General features: G+C 60.9%; 16 protein-coding genes. 6 read left to right on the forward strand and 10 right to left on the reverse strand.

The window, feature by feature from the left end; translation table 11 throughout:
• A complete protein-coding gene (gene rep, locus KW062_RS00005) occupies nucleotides 1-2,010 on the forward strand; it encodes a DNA helicase Rep (protein WP_105753728.1) in 2,010 nt (669 codons plus the stop codon).
• A gap of 57 nt (nucleotides 2,011-2,067) precedes the next feature.
• Nucleotides 2,068-2,640, forward strand: coding sequence for a xanthine phosphoribosyltransferase (locus tag KW062_RS00010; protein WP_027616838.1), 573 nt, complete (start codon nucleotides 2,068-2,070; stop codon nucleotides 2,638-2,640).
• Here the strand turns inward: KW062_RS00010 and KW062_RS00015 are convergent.
• The 6 genes from KW062_RS00015 to dadA form a co-directional block, all read right to left on the reverse strand.
• Nucleotides 2,630-4,576 (reverse strand): acetyl-CoA hydrolase/transferase C-terminal domain-containing protein, encoded by a 1,947-nt coding sequence (locus tag KW062_RS00015; protein ID WP_105753578.1) that lies wholly within the window; start codon nucleotides 4,574-4,576, stop codon nucleotides 2,630-2,632. The two genes, KW062_RS00010 and KW062_RS00015, sit on opposite strands and share 11 nt — an antisense overlap.
• A gap of 135 nt (nucleotides 4,577-4,711) precedes the next feature.
• The gene (locus KW062_RS00020) at nucleotides 4,712-5,125 is read right to left on the reverse strand and encodes a c-type cytochrome (RefSeq protein ID WP_033865970.1); all 414 of its coding nucleotides are present in this window, start codon (nucleotides 5,123-5,125) and stop codon (nucleotides 4,712-4,714) included.
• A 181-nt stretch (nucleotides 5,126-5,306) separates the two neighbouring features.
• Nucleotides 5,307-5,855: a cupin domain-containing protein gene (locus KW062_RS00025; RefSeq protein WP_027616835.1), complete on the reverse strand. Its 549-nt coding sequence runs from the start codon at nucleotides 5,853-5,855 to the stop codon at nucleotides 5,307-5,309.
• Nucleotides 5,856-5,983: 128 nt separating this feature from the next.
• Nucleotides 5,984-7,057: an alanine racemase gene (alr, locus tag KW062_RS00030; RefSeq protein ID WP_105753577.1), complete on the reverse strand. Its 1,074-nt coding sequence runs from the start codon at nucleotides 7,055-7,057 to the stop codon at nucleotides 5,984-5,986.
• Between the two features lie 89 nt (nucleotides 7,058-7,146).
• On the reverse strand, nucleotides 7,147-7,500 hold the full coding sequence (locus KW062_RS00035; RefSeq protein WP_027616833.1) for a RidA family protein: 354 nt from the start codon (nucleotides 7,498-7,500) through the stop codon (nucleotides 7,147-7,149).
• Complete coding sequence (dadA, locus tag KW062_RS00040; protein WP_027616832.1) at nucleotides 7,472-8,776, reverse strand: D-amino acid dehydrogenase; 1,305 nt, start codon at nucleotides 8,774-8,776, stop codon at nucleotides 7,472-7,474. The genes KW062_RS00035 and dadA overlap by 29 nt, the downstream gene beginning before the upstream one ends.
• 156 nt (nucleotides 8,777-8,932) lie before the next feature.
• On the opposite strand from dadA, the gene KW062_RS00045 reads away from it, so the two are divergent.
• Nucleotides 8,933-9,421 carry an Lrp/AsnC ligand binding domain-containing protein gene (locus KW062_RS00045; RefSeq protein ID WP_003206849.1) on the forward strand — a complete coding sequence of 163 codons (489 nt, stop codon included), beginning with the start codon at nucleotides 8,933-8,935 and terminating at the stop codon, nucleotides 9,419-9,421.
• Nucleotides 9,422-9,430: 9 nt separating this feature from the next.
• Here the strand turns inward: KW062_RS00045 and KW062_RS00050 are convergent, their stop codons facing one another.
• On the reverse strand, nucleotides 9,431-9,784 hold the full coding sequence (locus KW062_RS00050) for a YkgJ family cysteine cluster protein (protein WP_027616831.1): 354 nt from the start codon (nucleotides 9,782-9,784) through the stop codon (nucleotides 9,431-9,433).
• A gap of 147 nt (nucleotides 9,785-9,931) precedes the next feature.
• Between KW062_RS00050 and KW062_RS00055 the strand changes: the two genes are divergently transcribed.
• The gene (locus KW062_RS00055; RefSeq protein WP_105753576.1) at nucleotides 9,932-11,242 is read left to right on the forward strand and encodes an NAD(P)/FAD-dependent oxidoreductase; all 1,311 of its coding nucleotides are present in this window, start codon (nucleotides 9,932-9,934) and stop codon (nucleotides 11,240-11,242) included.
• Nucleotides 11,243-11,251: 9 nt separating this feature from the next.
• On the opposite strand, the gene KW062_RS00060 is transcribed toward KW062_RS00055, so the two are convergent.
• The gene (locus KW062_RS00060; RefSeq protein ID WP_027616829.1) at nucleotides 11,252-11,497 is read right to left on the reverse strand and encodes a DUF1127 domain-containing protein; all 246 of its coding nucleotides are present in this window, start codon (nucleotides 11,495-11,497) and stop codon (nucleotides 11,252-11,254) included.
• A gap of 169 nt (nucleotides 11,498-11,666) precedes the next feature.
• On the opposite strand from KW062_RS00060, the gene KW062_RS00065 reads away from it, so the two are divergent.
• Together KW062_RS00065 and KW062_RS00070 are read left to right on the forward strand one after the other, a co-directional pair.
• Entirely contained in the window at nucleotides 11,667-13,100 is a 1,434-nt protein-coding gene (locus KW062_RS00065; RefSeq protein ID WP_105753575.1) for an aminotransferase-like domain-containing protein, read from the forward strand.
• 55 nt (nucleotides 13,101-13,155) lie between these two features.
• Nucleotides 13,156-14,721, forward strand: a complete 1,566-nt coding sequence (locus KW062_RS00070) for a phospholipase D family protein (RefSeq protein WP_105753574.1) — start codon at nucleotides 13,156-13,158, stop codon at nucleotides 14,719-14,721.
• Between the two features lie 2 nt (nucleotides 14,722-14,723).
• On the opposite strand, the gene KW062_RS00075 is transcribed toward KW062_RS00070, so the two are convergent.
• On the reverse strand, nucleotides 14,724-15,866 hold the full coding sequence (locus tag KW062_RS00075; protein ID WP_105753573.1) for an MFS transporter: 1,143 nt from the start codon (nucleotides 15,864-15,866) through the stop codon (nucleotides 14,724-14,726).
• A 112-nt stretch (nucleotides 15,867-15,978) separates the two neighbouring features.
• A complete protein-coding gene (locus KW062_RS00080) occupies nucleotides 15,979-17,472 on the reverse strand; it encodes an aldehyde dehydrogenase (protein ID WP_105753572.1) in 1,494 nt (497 codons plus the stop codon).
• Between the last annotated feature and the right edge of the window lie 167 nt (nucleotides 17,473-17,639).

Consider the following 17,639-nt stretch of genomic DNA (forward strand, 5'->3'; position numbering starts at 1 on the left):
ATGTCCCGACTCAATCCCCGGCAGCAAGAAGCCGTGAGCTACGTCGGCGGCCCTCTTTTGGTGCTCGCCGGTGCTGGCTCCGGCAAGACCAGCGTGATCACCCGCAAGATTGCCCACCTGATCCAGAACTGTGGCATCCGCGCCCAGTACATTGTCGCCATGACCTTTACCAACAAGGCCGCACGCGAAATGAAGGAGCGGGTGGGCACGCTGCTCAAGGGTGGCGAAGGCCGCGGCCTGACTGTGTGTACCTTCCACAATCTGGGCCTGAACATCATCCGCAAGGAGCATGTGCGCCTGGGCTACAAGCCCGGTTTCTCGATTTTCGACGAGACCGACGTCAAGGCCCTGATGACCGACATCATGCAGAAGGAATATTCGGGCGACGATGGCGTCGACGAAATCAAGAACATGATCGGCGCCTGGAAAAACGACCTGATCCTGCCGCCCGAAGCCCTGGAAAATGCGCGCAATCCCAAAGAGCAGACTGCCGCCATCGTCTACACCCACTACCAGCGCACGCTCAAGGCGTTCAACGCGGTGGATTTCGACGACCTGATCCTGCTGCCGGTGAAGCTGTTCCAGGAACACGCCGACATTCTCGAAAAGTGGCAGAACAAGGTCCGCTACCTGCTGGTGGACGAATACCAGGACACCAACGCTAGCCAGTACTTGCTGGTGAAGTTGCTGATCGGCAAGCGCAACCAGTTCACCGTGGTGGGTGACGACGATCAGTCGATCTACGCCTGGCGTGGCGCACGCCCGGAAAACCTGATGCTGCTCAAGGAGGACTATCCGTCCTTGAAAGTGGTGATGCTGGAGCAAAACTATCGCTCTACCAGCCGCATCCTGCGCTGCGCCAACGTGCTGATTTCGAACAACCCCCACGAGTTTGAAAAACAATTGTGGAGCGAGATGGGCCATGGCGACGAGATCCGCGTTATTCGCTGCCGCAACGAAGACGCCGAGGCCGAGCGCGTGGCCGTGGAAATCCTCAGCCTGCACCTGCGTACCGACCGCCCCTACAGCGATTTCGCGATTCTCTACCGGGGCAACTACCAGGCCAAACTGATCGAGCTGAAGCTGCAGCATCACCAAGTGCCGTACCGTCTTTCCGGTGGCAACAGCTTTTTCGGACGCCAGGAGGTCAAGGACCTGATGGCCTACTTCCGGCTGATCGTGAACCCGGATGACGACAACGCCTTCCTGCGGGTGATCAACGTCCCACGCCGCGAGATCGGTTCGACGACCCTGGAAAAGCTCGGTAACTACGCCACCGAACGCAAGATCTCGATGTATGCCGCCACCGATGAAATCGGCCTCGGTGAGCATCTGGACAACCGCTTCACTGATCGGCTGTCACGCTTCAAGCGCTTCATGGACAGGGTCCGCGAGCAATGCGCCGGCGAAGACCCGATCTCGGCCCTGCGCAGCATGGTCATGGACATCGACTACGAGAACTGGCTGCGCACCAACAGCTCCAGCGACAAGGCCGCCGATTACCGGATGAGCAACGTCTGGTTCCTGATCGAGGCGTTGAAGAACACTCTGGAGAAGGACGAAGACGGCGAAATGACCGTCGAGGATGCGATTGGCAAGCTGGTGTTGCGCGACATGCTCGAACGTCAGCAGGAAGAAGAGGACGGCGCCGAAGGCGTGCAGATGATGACCCTGCATGCGTCCAAGGGACTGGAGTTTCCCTACGTGTTCATCATGGGCATGGAAGAGGAAATCCTCCCGCACCGTTCCAGCATCGAAGCCGATACCATCGAAGAAGAACGGCGCCTGGCCTACGTCGGCATTACCCGTGCGCGTCAGACCCTGGCCTTCACCTTTGCCGCCAAGCGCAAGCAGTACGGCGAAATCATCGATTGCTCGCCGAGCCGGTTCCTCGATGAGCTGCCGCCGGACGACTTGGCCTGGGAAGGCAACGACGACACACCGACTGAAGTCAAAGCCGTGCGCGGCAATAGCGCACTGGCAGATATACGCGCGATGTTAAAGCGCTAGAATCGAGTACTTTTTAATCTACTTTCGGCGCTCGTTGCGCCAACCGAGGAAGCTGTTGTGGAAGCACTGCACAAGAAAATTCGCGAAGAAGGCATCGTGCTTTCCGACCAGGTCCTGAAAGTCGACGCCTTTCTGAACCACCAGATCGACCCGGCCCTGATGAAGCTGATCGGCGACGAGTTCGCTACGCTGTTCAAGGATTCGGGGATCACCAAGATCGTCACCATCGAAGCCTCGGGTATCGCCCCGGCGATCATGACTGGTCTGAACCTCGGCGTGCCGGTGATTTTCGCCCGCAAGCAACAGTCCCTGACCCTGACGGAAAACCTGCTGTCGGCCACTGTTTACTCGTTCACCAAGAAAGTCGAAAGCACCGTGGCGATCTCCCCGCGCCACCTGACCAGCAGCGACCGCGTGCTGGTCATCGATGACTTCCTGGCCAACGGCAAGGCATCCCAGGCACTGATCTCGATCATCAAGCAAGCTGGTGCCACCGTCGCCGGCCTGGGCATCGTGATCGAGAAGTCGTTCCAGGGTGGCCGCGCCGAACTGGATGCACAGGGTTATCGCGTCGAATCGCTGGCCCGGGTCAAGTCCCTGGAAGGCGGGGTTGTGACCTTCATCGACTGACACTGCTATCCCCTGTAGGAGCTGTGGCTTTCAAGCCAGTGAGCAACAATCGCTGATACAGCTCCTCTTTCAGCCCCTGCGGGCTGGTCAGTTGCATCCGCTCCAGGTGCAGCGGGTATTCACCAGGCTCCGGCGCGTCCAACGCAGCCTTGCCCAATTGCACGATCTCGGTGAGTTTGAATTTGCTTTTCAGCCAGTTCAGCGCCCGCAATAAATCCCGCTCCTCAGCCGAAAAATCGCTGCCCAGCGGATACTCCGCAAACAATCGCGAATGCCGTGCGGCAATTGCCTGCAAGCGCTGCGGACTGTTGTCAGTGAATCGCGGCTCAAGACTGAAATCCATGGGCAGCTTGCCGGCCTTCTGCGCCTGCTCGATCAAGCCTGGCTGGAAACGCGAGTCGCTGATGTTGAGCAGCGCTTCAATGACCTTGGTGTCGGTCTTGCCGCGCAGGTCGGCGATGCCGTACTCGGTAATCACGATGTCGCGCAGGTGGCGTGGGATCGTGCAATGGCCGTACTGCCAGACGATGTTGGAACTGACCTCGCCGCCGGATTCGCGGTAGCTGCGCAGGATCAGGATCGAGCGCGCGCCTTCAAGGGCGTGGCCTTGGGCAACGAAATTGTATTGCCCGCCTACTCCGCTGAGCACTCGTCCATCTTCCAGCTGGTCGGCCACCCCGGCACCCAATAAGGTCATGGTGAAGGCGCTGTTGATGAAGCGCGCATCGCGACGCTGAAGACGCTTGAGTTCCTCCTGACCGTACAGTTCGTTGATGAAACTGATAGCGGTCATGTTGAATTCGGCGCGCTTGCTGTGGGGCAGCTCGCTCAGGCGCTGGTAGAAACTCCGCGGGCCGAGAAAGAACCCACCGTGGATCGACACACCACCCTGGCTGTTCACCTCATCCAACGTCCCAGCGTTGGCTTGATGTTGCAGCTCCACGCTGGGGTAGACCTTGCGCCGCACAATACCAGCGTCGGCCAGCGCCAGCAGGCCGTTGACGAACATTTCGCTGCAGCCGTAAAGGCCCTGGGCGAAAGGCTCGATGCCGCCTTCTCGGCTGATCAGTGGCGCCCAGTAATGGGCGTCGAGATCCGTCAACAAGGCACGATAGGTCTCGTTATCCGCCTGGCGCGCCAGCAAGGCGGCGGTCAGTGCATCGCCCATGGAGCCGATGCCGATCTGCAAGGTGCCGCCGTCACGCACCAGGGTGCTGGCATGCAGGCCAATAAAATGGTCCTGAAAACCCACGGGCATGTTGGGCGTGGAAAACAGTGTGCTGCCCTCCTCCTCATTGATCAGCCAGTCGAATGCGCTGCGTTCGACTTCCGAATCGCCAGGCATATACGGCAGATCGCTGTGCACCTGGCCGAGCAGCAGGATGGTTTCGCCCGCTGCTCGGCGCTTGGCGATCATCGGCAGCAGGTCGAGGGTGATATCCGGGTTGCAGCTCAGGCTCAGACGTTCCGGTTGTTGCGGATCATGGGCAACCAGTTGCGCAATCAGGTTCAGGCCTGCTGCATTGATGTCCCGGGCAGCGTGGCTGTAGTTACTGCTGACGTAGTCTTGCTGCGCCGCCGCACTGTGCAGCAGGCTGCCGGGCTGCAGGAAAAATTGCTGAATACGGATATTCGGCGCCAGGCTGTCTTTGTGCAGGTCGGCGAGGTAGTCCAGCTCCGGGTAGTCACCAAATACCCGCTCGACGAAGGGCTCGAGGAAGCGTCGCTGCAAGCCATCGCCCAAAGACGGGCGCCCGAGGCTCAGGGCGGTGTAGATCGTCAGCTGGCGCTCGGGCAACTGCGCAATGCGCTGGTAGAGCGCGTTGACGAAACGGTTGGGTTTACCCAGCCCCAGGGGCATTCCCAGGTGAATGTGTGCGGGTAACCGCGCGAGCACATCTTCCACTGCCTGTTCGATTGAAACCGACTGCACCATCAGAGCCTCCCGACCTGTCCATGAGTTGCGGTCACTGGAGCTTGCCGTCTCCTGCTCGTCATGACCAGCCTTGCGGGTCAAATCTCAGGCACAAAAAAGCCGCTCGCAAGCGGCTTTTTCGCTGAAGATGGGCGCTTATTTCAAGCCAGACATCTTCTGGATTGCACCTTTGAGGTCGTCATCGGAGCAATCGGCGCATGTGCCTTTAGGTGGCATCGCGTTAATACCGGTGATGGCCTTGGCCAGGATGCCGTCAAGGCCGCCCTGGTGATCGGCGCGCTCTTTCCAGGCTGCGGTGTCACCGATTTTCGGTGCGCCCAACAGGCCGCTGCCGTGGCAAGCGTTGCAATGTTTGGCAATGATCTCGTCAGGGGTTTTCGCCCCACCGCCGCCTGCCGAAGCAGCGACTTCCATCCCCTTGCACTCTTGACCTTGTACACAGACCTGGCCGACGGGTTCAAGGCGCTTGGCAATATCGTCGTTGGTTGCAGCTTGAGCGCTGGCTGCCCATAGGGCCAATACGGTTGCTGGTGCGGCCAGCATTTTCATAATTAGATTCACGCGTACACCCTCAATGGTGGCTAGTCACGCCCACGGCCACGGTTTCGCGGGCGGGCGCAAGTATAACGGTTAGCCCGCCAGTCTGAAACAACCCTAAAGTCCTAGGGGTATTAAGACCTGGCGAAAACAGCTTGGGCGCCTCACAAAACCTCGGCTGACGCCTCTTTTCCTAGAAATTCGCCGGTGTAGCTGCGCTGATTAGTCGCGCCGGAGCATCAAAGGGATTACGAAATCGATGGGGCTTGGTGCTTTCAAAGTAGTAGCTGTCACCGGCTTCGAGGATAAATGTCTCAAGGCCGACCACCAATTCCAGGCGACCCTCCAGCAAAATCCCGGTTTCCTCGCCGTCATGGGTGAGCATCTCCTCACCGGTATCGGCACCCGGCGGATAGATTTCACTAAGAAACGCGATGGCCCGGCTCGGATGCGCCCTGCCCACCAGTTTCATGGTCACGGCACCATCGGAGATATCAATCAGCTCATTGGCTTTATAGACGATCTGCGTCGGGTTTTCCTGGAGGATCTCCTCGGAAAAGAACTCGACCATGGACATGGGGATGCCGCCAAGCACCTTCCTCAGCGAACTGATGGAGGGGCTGACGCTGTTTTTCTCGATCATCGAAATGGTGCTGTTAGTCACGCCCGCACGTTTGGCGAGTTCGCGCTGGGACAGACCTTTCAGTTTACGGATCGATTGCAGTCGTTCGCCGACGTCCAATGCATTAGCCTCCCAGGATTCAGGTTATGTAGATAGTGAGCGTTATCATGGCGACAGCGTTCAGTATTTACAACACTTGAGCCCGAGTCCTGTTCGGCTTATCGATCGCAGCGTTGCCGCCTGCCCCGTCAGCCCTCTGAATAGAGGCGTGGCACCCGACGCAGGTTGCAGAAGATCTGATAAGGAATGGTGCCCGCAGCCATTGCTACATCGCTGGCGAGGATGTTTTTGCCCCACAACTCGACGGTCGAGCCAAGACCGGCCTGCGGCACGTCGGTCAGATCGATGCACAGCATGTCCATCGAAACCCGGCCCAGCAACTGACTGCGCTGGCCGGCGACCAGTACCGGCGTGCCGGTAGGTGCCTGACGCGGATAGCCATCGGCATAGCCCATGGCGACCACACCAATGCGCATCGGCTTTGGCGTAATGAACCTGGCGCCGTAACCCACAGGCTCGCCGGCTGGCAGCTCGCGCACGCTGATCACTTTCGATTCCAGAGTCATCACCGGTTTCAAGCGCGCCGCCAGGGCGTTGGCTTCTTCAAACGGGGTCGCGCCATACAGCATGATCCCCGGACGCACCCAGTCGCTGGGCACCTGTGGCCAACCCAGCAGCGCCGGCGAGTTGCGCAGGCTAACTTGGGCTGACAGCCCTTGGCGCGCCGCCTCGAACACCGCCACTTGCTCGCTGGCGCTGCTGCTGTTGAGTTCATCAGCGCGGGCGAAGTGGCTCATCAGGACAATTTTGGCCACCTTGCCACTGGCCAGCAGCCGTTGGTACGCCGCCTGATAATCCGCCGGGTGCAGGCCAACGCGGTGCATGCCCGAGTCGAGCTTGAGCCAGACGGTGATCGGCTTGCCCAACGTTGCTTGCTCAATCGCCTCGAGTTGCCAAAGGGCGTGCACCACACACCACAGGTCGTGCTCGACGATCAACGCCAACTCATCGGCCTCAAAGAAACCTTCCAGCAGCAGAATCGGTGCGCGAATGCCGGCAGCGCGCAGCTCCAGGGCCTCTTCGATGCACGCCACGGCGAAACCATCGGCCTCGGCTTCCAGAGCCTGGGCACAGCGCACGGCACCATGGCCGTAGGCGTCGGCCTTGATCACGGCGAGCGCGCGAGCCCCCGAGCTTTCACGAGCCAGTTGGTAGTTGTGACGCAGGGCTTGAAGATCAATCAGGGCGCGAGCAGGACGCATGGCGGCAGGCTTCCAGGCGGTGGACGGGGAATAAAAAACCGGCGCTGGCTGGCAGCGTGAATCGCCATGAGCGCCGGGAGAGGGAGTATTTAAGGCAGAGCAGCCACGATCGAGATTTCGACCAGGATTTCCGGCTCGCAGAGCTTGGCTTCAACCGTCGCCCGGGCTGGGGCAACGCCGTGTGGCAGCCAGCTGTCCCAGATACTGTTCATGCCTTCGAAGTCGGCATCAATGTCTTTCAGGTAGATGGTTGCCGACAGCAGGCGGGTTTTGTCGGTGCCCGCCAGATCCAGCAAACGCTCGATGTTGGCGAGGGTTTCACGAGTCTGCTGCGCAACTCCGGCACTCATGTCGTCGCCGACCTGGCCCGCCAGATAGACGGTACCGCTGTGGACGACGATCTGGCTCAAACGCTCATTGGTGAGCTGGCGCTGGATTGACATGTTTTGCAGCCTCCTGGTTGCTGTTGCTGTAACGAGAAATATCGAGGCCTTCGGCGCTGATTTGCGGAGTCTTCTTCGCCATCAGATCTGCCAGCAGGCGGCCGGAGCCGCAGGCCATGGTCCAACCCAGTGTGCCGTGACCGGTGTTCAGGAACAGGTTCTTGAACGGCGTCGCACCGACGATGGGCGTGCCATCCGGGGTGGTCGGACGCAGGCCGGTCCAGAAGCTCGCCTGGGCCAAGTCACCGCCCTGAGGATAGAGATCGTTGACGATCATCTCCAGCGTTTCGCGTCGACGCGGATTCAGCGACAGGTCAAAACCGGCGATTTCAGCCATGCCGCCGACCCGAATGCGGTTATCGAAACGGGTGATCGCGACCTTGTAGGTCTCGTCGAGAATGGTCGAGGTCGGAGCCATGGCCGGATTGGTGATCGGCACTGTCAGCGAGTAACCCTTGAGCGGATACACCGGGGCCTTGATGCCCAGCGGCTTGAGCAACTGCGGCGAGTAGCTGCCAAGGGCCAGGACATAACGGTCGGCGGTTTCCAGCTTGCCGTCGATCATCACGCCATTGATTCGGTCACCGGCGTAATCCAGGCGTTGGATATCCTGGCCGAAGCGGAATTCGACACCCAGTTTGACTGCCATTTCAGCGAGGCGTGTGGTGAAGATCTGACAGTCGCCTGTCTGGTCGTTCGGCAGGCGCAGGGCACCGGCGAGGATGTCAGTGACGCTGGCCAGGGCTGGTTCGACGCGGGCAATGCCGGCGCGGTCTAGCAGCTCAAAAGGAACGCCTGACTCCTTGAGTACGGCGATGTCCTTGGCGGCGCCATCGAGTTGCGCCTGAGTGCGGAACAGCTGGGTAGTACCCAGGCTGCGGCCTTCGTAGGCAATCCCGGTTTCGGCGCGCAGTTCGTCGAGGCAGTCACGGCTGTACTCGGACAGGCGGACCATGCGCTCCTTGTTCACCGCATAACGATTGGCGGTGCAGTTGCGCAGCATCTGCGCCATCCACAGGTATTGGTCGATGTCGGCAGTGGCCTTGATCGCCAGCGGTGCGTGGCGCTGCAGCAGCCATTTGATGGCTTTGAGCGGTACACCGGGCGCAGCCCAGGGCGACGCATAACCAGGCGAAACCTGGCCGGCGTTGGCGAAACTGGTTTCCATGGCAGCGGCTGGCTGACGGTCGACCACCGTCACTTCAAAGCCGGCCCGAGCCAAATAGTAGGCACTGGCGGTACCGATGACGCCGCTACCCAAGACCAGAACGCGCATTTTTTATCCCTCATCGCGGCATGCCGCTGACGTGTGTTGTGTACGAGCATTGATGGGCGCAGTGTAAAAAACATTTGCCAGTGCTTTTCACTATATAAACGCCTATATTTGGCGACAATTCTCGGCAAAATCCCTTTTCACGGAGGCGCATCCCCTATGCGTACCAACACCCAGACCAAACGTGAGCTGGATAAGATCGACCGCAACATCCTGCGGATCCTGCAAGCGGACGGACGGATTTCGTTCACCGAACTGGGGGAAAAGGTCGGTTTGTCGACCACGCCCTGCACCGAGCGAGTGCGGCGCCTGGAGCGCGAGGGGATCATCATGGGCTACAACGCCCGGCTCAACCCGCAACACCTCAAGGGCAGCCTGCTGGTGTTCGTCGAGATCAGCCTCGACTACAAATCCGGCGACACCTTTGAAGAGTTCCGACGCGCCGTACTGAAATTGCCCCATGTATTGGAATGTCACCTGGTGTCCGGCGACTTCGATTACCTGGTAAAGGCGCGGATTTCCGAGATGGCCTCGTACCGCAAATTGCTGGGCGACATCCTGCTCAAGCTGCCTCACGTGCGTGAGTCCAAGAGCTATATCGTGATGGAAGAAGTAAAGGAAAGCCTGAACCTGCCGATCCCGGATTGATCCGAATCGCTAAACCAGAACCTGCCGTGTGCTGGCCATATAGGCGTGAATCTGTTTCTCGACCCGCGGGTGAATCAGCTCCACAGGGCCACGGCCGTTGGGGCATGGCAGGCTCGGTGTAGTACCGAACAGACGACAGATCAGCGGGCGTTCGTCATACACAGTGCAGCCATCAGGACCCAGGTGCACGCAGTTGAGTTCGTCCATGGCGGCGTCCTGCTCGGCGCGGGTCTTGCGCGGCAGTCGCGACATTTCTTCCGGAGAAGTGGTCACCGGGCCGCAGCAATCATGGCAGCCGGGCACACACTCGAATGAGGGAATCTGCTGACGCAGTGTGCGGACGGTCTGGCGGTTGCAGCTCATCGAAACGAATACCGAAATAGGACAGGCCGGAATTTTGCCTTAAATACACGACACCATACAGCCGCAACCGACCAATGTTGCCCAGGCTGAAAGGTCCGGCTTATGCTCCGTAAAATTTACTCAACACCCGACTATCAGGATCGCCCCATGACTGTCCGCGTTCAGCCACCGGCGCCGAGCAACCACACCACCTCCTATTACGCTGCCACGAGCCTGGCGCAGCCGGATTATCCGGTGTTGCAAGGCGAACAATTGGCTGACGTGTGCGTGGTCGGCGGCGGCTTTTCCGGCTTGAACACAGCGATCGAATTGGCCCAGCGCGGCTTCAGCGTGATCCTGCTCGAAGCCCGCAAGATCGGTTGGGGTGCCAGTGGGCGCAATGGCGGGCAATTGATTCGCGGCGTCGGCCATGGCCTCGACCAGTTCGCCCCGGTGCTGGGCGCCGAGGGTGTGCGCCAGATGAAGCTGATGGGACTGGAAGCGGTGGACCTGGTCCGCCAGCGCGTCGAACAGTTCCAGATCGCCTGCGACCTGACCTGGGGCTACTGCGACCTGGCCAACAAGCCCCGCGACCTTGAAGGTTTTGCCCAAGACGCGGCAGAGCTGCGCAGCCTTGGCTATCGCCATGAGACTCGCCTGCTGCAGGCTGACGAAATGCGCAGCGTGGTGGGGTCGGACCGCTATGTCGGTGGCCTGATCGATATGGGCTCCGGCCATCTGCACCCGCTGAACCTCGCGCTGGGCGAAGCCGCCGCCGCCACGCAACTGGGCGTGCGATTGTTCGAACAATCCGCTGTCACGCGCATCGACTATGGCCAGGAGATCAAAGTCCACACAGTTCAGGGCACGGTTCGCGCCAAAACCCTGGTGCTGGGCTGCAATGCCTATCTGAATAACCTCAACCCGGAACTCAGCGGCAAAGTGCTTCCGGCCGGCAGCTACATCATCGCCACCGAGCCCTTGAGTGAAGAGCAGGCACACGCCGTCCTGCCACAGAACATGGCAGTGTGCGACCAGCGTGTGGCACTGGACTACTACCGTCTTTCGGCAGACCGACGCCTGCTGTTTGGCGGCGCCTGTCACTACTCCGGCCGCGATCCGGCGGACATCGCCGCCTATATGCGACCAAAGATGCTCGAGGTATTCCCGCAACTGGCAAGCGTGCGGATCGACTATCAGTGGGGCGGAATGATTGGTATCGGCGCCAATCGCCTACCACAAATCGGCCGCCTCAAGGATCAACCGAATGTGTATTACGCCCAGGCGTATTCAGGCCATGGGGTGAATGCCACTCACCTGGCCGGCAAGCTGCTCGGCGAAGCCATCAGCGGCCAGCAAGGCGGCGGCTTTGACCTGTTCGCCAAGGTCCCGCACATCACGTTCCCTGGCGGTCGACACTTGCGCTCTCCGCTGCTGGCCTTGGGCATGCTGTGGCATCGCCTTAAAGAGTTGGTCTGACCGGATCGATCACAAGCGCCAGAACGGCTTCAGGCCTTCAGCCCGCGCCTGCTCCCGGCTCAACCCAACATCGCGCAACTGCTCAGGCGTCAGCTCGAGCAAGGTCTTGCGCGTGTGCAGACGATGCCAGAACAGGCCCCAGCGGCCCAGGCAGGACGGGGCATTGCGCAGCGCTTGCGCACCCATGCCCCACTCACGCCCTGCCTCCAGTTCCTGACTGTGTAACGTCAACCGCACATCGCTCAAGCCGTTCATTTCGCATGCTCCTGTTTACTTGGGTAGCCAGAGATTCCATGATGCGCGGAGCAGAAAAACCGTTACAGATTCAATAGAGCTGTATTACTTCCATACAGTTTTTCCGAATTCCCGGCTGAATCACGGTTTTTCCACGCATCTGTACTGGTACCCACCCTGAGGCTGCGCCATGACGCTTTACGTCAACCTCGCCGAATTGCTCGGCACCCGCATCGAACAAGGCTTCTACCGCCCCGGCGACCGCCTGCCCTCGGTGCGGGCCTTGAGCATTGAACACGGCGTCAGCCTGAGCACCGTGCAACAGGCTTATCGGGTACTGGAGGACAGCGGCCTGGCGCGGCCCAAGCCGAAGTCCGGCTATTTCGTGCCGGTCGGGCGCGAACTGCCCGAGCTGCCGGTAGTGGGGCGTCCCGCTCAGCGCCCGGTGGATATTTCGCAGTGGGATCAGGTGCTCGAACTGATTCGCGCCGTGCCGCGCAAGGACGTGGTGCAGTTGGGCCGCGGCATGCCCGACGTCACTACGCCGACCATGAAACCGCTGCTGCGCAACCTGGCGCGCATCAGTCGCCGACAGGACATGCCCGGACTGTATTACGACAACATCTACGGCACCCTCGAACTGCGCGAACAAATTGCCCGGCTGATGCTCGACTCCGGCAGCCAGTTGAGCGCCAACGACCTGGTGATTACCACCGGTTGCCACGAAGCCCTGTCCACCAGCATTCGCGCAATCTGTGCGCCGGGTGACATCGTGGCGGTGGATTCGCCGAGCTTTCACGGGGCCATGCAGACCCTCAAGGGCCTGGGGATGAAAGCCCTGGAAATCCCCACCGACCCGCTCACCGGGATCAGCCTCGAAGCGCTGGAATTGGCTCTGGAACAATGGCCAATCAAGGCCATACAGTTGACGCCAAACTGCAACAACCCACTGGGCTACATCATGCCGGAGTCGCGCAAACGCGCGTTGTTGACGCTCGCCCAGCGCTTTGACGTGGCCATCATCGAAGACGATGTGTATGGCGAACTCGCCTATACCTATCCTCGACCCCGCACCATCAAGTCTTTCGACGAGGACGGTCGCGTGCTGTTGTGCAGTTCGTTCTCCAAGACGTTGGCCCCCGGCCTGCGCATTGGCTGGGTGGCGCCGGGACGGTACCTGGAGCGAGTGCTGCACATGAAATACATCAGCACCGGCTCGACCGCGCCACAACCGCAGATCGCCATTGCCGAATTCCTCAAAGGCGGCCATTTCGAACCTCATTTGCGGCGGATGCGCACTCAATACCAGCGCAATCGCGATCTGATGCTGGATTGGGTCAGTCGCTATTTTCCGGCCGGCACCCGCGCCAGCCGCCCTCAGGGCAGCTTCATGCTGTGGGTGGAATTGCCGGAGAGTTTCGACACCCTCAAGCTCAATCGGGTCTTGCTCGACCAGGGCGTACAGATCGCCGTCGGCAGTATCTTTTCCGCCTCGGGCAAGTACCGAAATTGCCTGCGCATGAACTACGCGGCCAAGCCGACGCCTCAGGTCGAAGAGGCGGTGCGCAAGGTCGGTGCGGCGGCGATCAAGCTGCTGGCCGAATGCCCCGACGACGACCGCTGAGCATCGGCAAAGCCGTGCCATACTTCGAGCCTGGTCATTTGCGGGAAACTTCGTCTTGCGCCCACGACACGCCCTCCTCTGTGCGTTACTCGTCACGCTGATCAGCGGCTGCGCCACCCTGAATGTGCCACGCGAGGCCAGCCAGGCATTGCCGGCGGCCGAGTCGGCGTTCGGCCGCTCGATCCAGGCCCAGGCGGCCGAACACCAGGGACGCTCCGGTTTTCGCCTGCTTTCGGACAGCAGCGAAGCCTTCGCTGCCCGGGCCGAGCTGATCCGCAACGCGCAACGCAGTCTCGACTTGCAGTACTACATCGTCCATGACGGCATCAGCACCCGGCTGCTGGTGAGTGAACTGCTCAAGGCTGCCGACCGCGGCGTGCGTGTTCGCATCTTGCTCGACGACTTCACCAGCGATGGCCAGGATCAGACCATCGCCACCCTCGCCGCCCATCCGCAGATCCAGATTCGCCTGTTCAACCCCCTGGCCCTGGGCCGCAGCACCGGTGTCACGCGGGCCATGGGCCGGCTTTTTGATCTGTCGCTGCAACACCGGCGCATGCACAACAAGCTGTGGCTGGCTGACAACAGCGCGGCGATTGTCGGCGGGCGCAATATTGGCGACGAATACTTCGATGCCGAGCCCAAGCTCAACTTCACCGATATCGATTTGCTGGGGATCGGCCCGGTCGCTGAACAGCTCGGGCACAGCTTCGATCAATACTGGAACAGCGCCTTGAGCAAGCCCATTGCCGAAGTCGTCTCCAGTCAGCCCGACACCGGCGACCTGGCCAGGAGCCGCGAACGGCTGCAGGCGTCCCTCGACGAGACCCGCCGACAGAACCATGCGCTTTACCAGCAACTGAAGACCTACCAGACCGATCCGCGCCTGGACCTCTGGCGAAGCGAGCTGATCTGGGCCTGGAACCAGGCGTTGTGGGACGCGCCGAGTAAAGTCCTGGCCAGCGGCGAGCCCGATCCGCAGCTGTTGCTGACCACCCAACTGGCACCCGAGATGCAACGCGTCAGCAAGGAACTGGTGATGGTCTCCGCCTACTTCGTGCCCGGCCCGCCTGGCCTGGTCTACCTGACCGGACGCGCGGATGCCGGGGTAGCGGTCAGCCTGCTGACCAACTCTCTCGATGCCACCGACGTGCCCGCGGTCCACGGCGGCTACGCGCCCTACCGCAAAGCCTTGCTGGAGCACGGTGTGCGCCTGTTTGAATTGCGCCGGCAGCCGGGCGACGGCGGTGGTAGCGGTCCGAACCTGTTCCGCAGCTCAACCTATCGCGGCTCCGATTCCAGCCTGCACAGCAAGGCGATCATCTTCGACGGGCAAAAGGCATTCATCGGCTCGTTCAATTTCGATCCGCGTTCGGTGCTGTGGAACACCGAGGTCGGGGTTCTGGTCGACAGCCCGGAACTGGCCGGGCGGGTGCGCGAACTGGCCTTGCAAGGCATGGCGCCGACCTTGAGCTACGAAGTGCGACTGGAGGACGGCGCGGTGGTCTGGGTCACTGAAGACAATGGTCAACTGCATACCCTGACGCGTGAGCCAGGCAATTGGTGGCGACGTTTCAATGCCTGGCTCAGCAACACTGTGGGTCTGGAGCGCATGCTTTAGCCTCAGGCCGGCTGCGCCTCACCAAACGCGCCCTGACGCACTAGCAGGATCACCAGACCAAAGGCCCCCGCCGCCATCAACAGCGGCAAGGCGTGGCCGCTGACCCACTGGCTGCCAGCGCCCGCAGCGAGCGGCCCGATCAGGCAACCGATACCCCACAGTTGTGCGACATGGGCGTTGGCACGCACCAGGGCATCGTCACGGTAACGCTCGCCAATCAGGATCAGCGACAAGGTGAACAGCCCGCCGGCGCTGGCCCCGAACAATACCCACAGCGGCCAGATCAGCAGAGTATCGAGCAGCATCGGAATCGCCAGGCTCGAGAGCATGAGGATCACCGCACAGCCGGTGAACAAGGCGCGTCGCGACAGATAGTCCGCCAAGGCACCAATTGGCAACTGCAGCAATGCATCCCCTACGACCACTGTGCTGACCATCGCCAGGGCGACTTGCTCAGTGAACCCCTGTTGCAGGCAATATACCGGCAACAAAGTAAGAATCATCGCCTCGAAGGCCGCGAATAACGACACCCCCCAGGCAATCGCTGGCAGGCCGCGGCAAAATCCCAGCAAGTCCCTGAAAGTCACGCTCATCGCCTCACTGCTCGGTGCACCGCTGCGCCCCAACAGCACCAACGGTGAAATCATCAGCAACGCGACGCCGACCCAGAACCCCATATCGTTGGCAGTGCCCAACACCCCCAGCAACAGCGGACCGGCCAATTGGCTCAAGGCGTAACTGCAGCCATACAGCGCTACCAGGCGGCCGCGCCATTGCTCGACCACCAATTGATTGATCCAGCTTTCACCGAGAATGAACACGATGGTCAGGATGACCCCAATCATCAGCCGTAGCAGCAGCCACACCGGGTAGCTGGGCAGCAGTGCCAGCAAGCCGATGGACAGCGCGCCGGCCCACAAACACAGGCGCATCAGGTTGGCAGTGCCCAGCCGGGCTGCCAAGCGACTGGAGACTTTCGCCCCCAGCAGCACCCCCACCGCCGGCATGGCCGCCATGACCCCGATCGCAAACGAGCCATAGCCCCAGCTTTCCAGGCGGAAAGACACCAGCGGCATGCTAACGCCCAGGGCCAGGCCGACACTAAGGACTGACGCCAAAACGGCGAAATAGGTGCCCCAACGCATGTTCCACGCTCCTGTGGATAATTTTTATGGCAGAGACAACACAGCCGGACCTTCTTGCGAAGAGCCCGGCTGCGAGTGGATCAAGGCGGGCGTCGAACGCCCGCCAGAGGCGTTACAGCTTGATCCAGGTCGCCTTCAGTTCGGTGTACTTGTCGAACGCGTGCAGCGACTTGTCACGGCCGTTGCCCGACTGCTTGAAGCCGCCGAACGGTGCGGTCATGTCGCCGCCATCGTACTGGTTGACCCACACGCTACCGGCGCGCAGGGCCTTGGCGGTCAGGTGTGCCTTGGAGATGTCCTGAGTCCATACCGCTGCGGCCAGGCCGTAAGGAGTGTCGTTGGCGATCGCAACGGCTTCTTCGGCGCTGTCGAAAGTAATCACCGACAGCACTGGGCCGAAGATTTCTTCCTGGGCGATTTTCATCGCGTTGCTCACGCCGTCGAAAATGGTCGGCTCGACGTAGGTACCACCGGTTTCCTCGAGGATACGCTTGCCGCCGGCAACCAGTTTGGCGCCATCGCTGTGCCCGGACTCGATGTAGGACAGGACGGTATTCATTTGCTGGGTATCGACCAGCGCACCCACGGTAGTGGACGGATCCAGCGGATTGCCCGGCTTCCAGGTTTTCAGCGCCTCGATCACCAGCGGCAGGAATTTGTCCTTGATCGAACGCTCCACCAGCAGGCGCGAACCGGCGGTGCACACCTCGCCCTGGTTGAACGCGATGGCGCCGGCTGCGGACTCGGCAGCGGCTTGCAGGTCCGGCGCATCGGCGAACACGATGTTCGGGCTTTTGCCACCGGCTTCCAGCCACACCCGCTTCATGTTCGACTCACCGGAATAGACCATCAGTTGCTTGGCGATCTTGGTCGAACCGGTGAATACCAGGGTATCGACGTCCATGTGCAGGGCGAGCGCCTTGCCGACGGTGTGACCGTAGCCTGGCAGCACGTTGAGCACGCCTTTCGGGATGCCCGCTTCGACAGCCAGTGCGGCGATACGGATGGCGGTCAGCGGCGATTTTTCGGACGGTTTGAGGATCACCGAGTTACCGGTGGACAGCGCCGGACCCAGCTTCCAGCACGCCATCATCAACGGGAAGTTCCACGGCACGATGGCGCCAACCACGCCTACCGGCTCGCGGGTCACCAGGCCCAACTGATCATGAGGGGTTGCGGCCACTTCGTCGTAGATCTTGTCGATGGCCTCGCCGCTCCAGCTCAGCGCCTGGGCTGCGCCGGGAACGTCGATGTACAGGGAGTCGCTGATGGGCTTGCCCATGTCCAGGGTTTCAAGCAAAGCCAGCTCTTCGGCGTGCTGCTTGAGCAGGCCGGCAAAACGGATCATGGTGGATTTGCGCTTGGCCGGCGCCAGGCGCGACCAGACGCCGGAGTTGAACGTGGCGCGAGCGTTTTCCACGGCGCGCTGGGCATCGGCGGCGTCACAGCTGGCGATCTTGCCCAGCAGACGACCATCGACCGGGCTGATGCACTCGAATGTCTCGCTGGAGACCGCATCGGTGTATTCGCCATTGATGTAGGCGCGGCCTTCGATTTTCAGGTCGCGGGCACGTTGTTCCCAGTCGGCACGAGTCAGGGTGGTCATGCGAGTGTCCTCCTCTTATTGAATACGTCGCCCACACTGTTCGCGGACGCTGTCAGGAATTGGGCCCGGCCAGCCTGTAATCGGCCCGAGGCACCCACCACCCTAAACCAGCCGCACCTCAAGTTTCAATATATTTGACAAATGCTCAACAAACGGCCTTGCGATGT

Source organism: Pseudomonas fluorescens (assembly GCF_019212185.1).
Classification (GTDB): Bacteria; Pseudomonadota; Gammaproteobacteria; order Pseudomonadales; family Pseudomonadaceae; genus Aquipseudomonas.

Bases quoted from the DNA above. Each gene is read 5' to 3' on its own strand.
- rep (WP_105753728.1), top strand. From the start codon at position 1: ATGTCCCGACTCAATCCCCGGCAGCAAGAAGCCGTGAGCTACGTCGGC.
- KW062_RS00015 (WP_105753578.1), bottom strand. From the start codon at position 4,576: ATGGTGCAGTCGGTTTCAATCGAACAGGCAGTGGAAGATGTGCTCGCG.
- KW062_RS00020 (WP_033865970.1), bottom strand. From the start codon at position 5,125: ATGAAAATGCTGGCCGCACCAGCAACCGTATTGGCCCTATGGGCAGCC.
- alr (WP_105753577.1), bottom strand. From the start codon at position 7,057: ATGCGTCCTGCTCGCGCCCTGATTGATCTTCAAGCCCTGCGTCACAAC.
- KW062_RS00035 (WP_027616833.1), bottom strand. From the start codon at position 7,500: ATGTCAATCCAGCGCCAGCTCACCAATGAGCGTTTGAGCCAGATCGTC.
- dadA (WP_027616832.1), bottom strand. From the start codon at position 8,776: ATGCGCGTTCTGGTCTTGGGTAGCGGCGTCATCGGTACCGCCAGTGCC.
- KW062_RS00045 (WP_003206849.1), top strand. From the start codon at position 8,933: ATGCGTACCAACACCCAGACCAAACGTGAGCTGGATAAGATCGACCGC.
- KW062_RS00050 (WP_027616831.1), bottom strand. From the start codon at position 9,784: ATGAGCTGCAACCGCCAGACCGTCCGCACACTGCGTCAGCAGATTCCC.
- KW062_RS00055 (WP_105753576.1), top strand. From the start codon at position 9,932: ATGACTGTCCGCGTTCAGCCACCGGCGCCGAGCAACCACACCACCTCC.
- KW062_RS00060 (WP_027616829.1), bottom strand. From the start codon at position 11,497: ATGAACGGCTTGAGCGATGTGCGGTTGACGTTACACAGTCAGGAACTG.
- KW062_RS00065 (WP_105753575.1), top strand. From the start codon at position 11,667: ATGACGCTTTACGTCAACCTCGCCGAATTGCTCGGCACCCGCATCGAA.
- KW062_RS00075 (WP_105753573.1), bottom strand. From the start codon at position 15,866: ATGCGTTGGGGCACCTATTTCGCCGTTTTGGCGTCAGTCCTTAGTGTC.
- KW062_RS00080 (WP_105753572.1), bottom strand. From the start codon at position 17,472: ATGACCACCCTGACTCGTGCCGACTGGGAACAACGTGCCCGCGACCTG.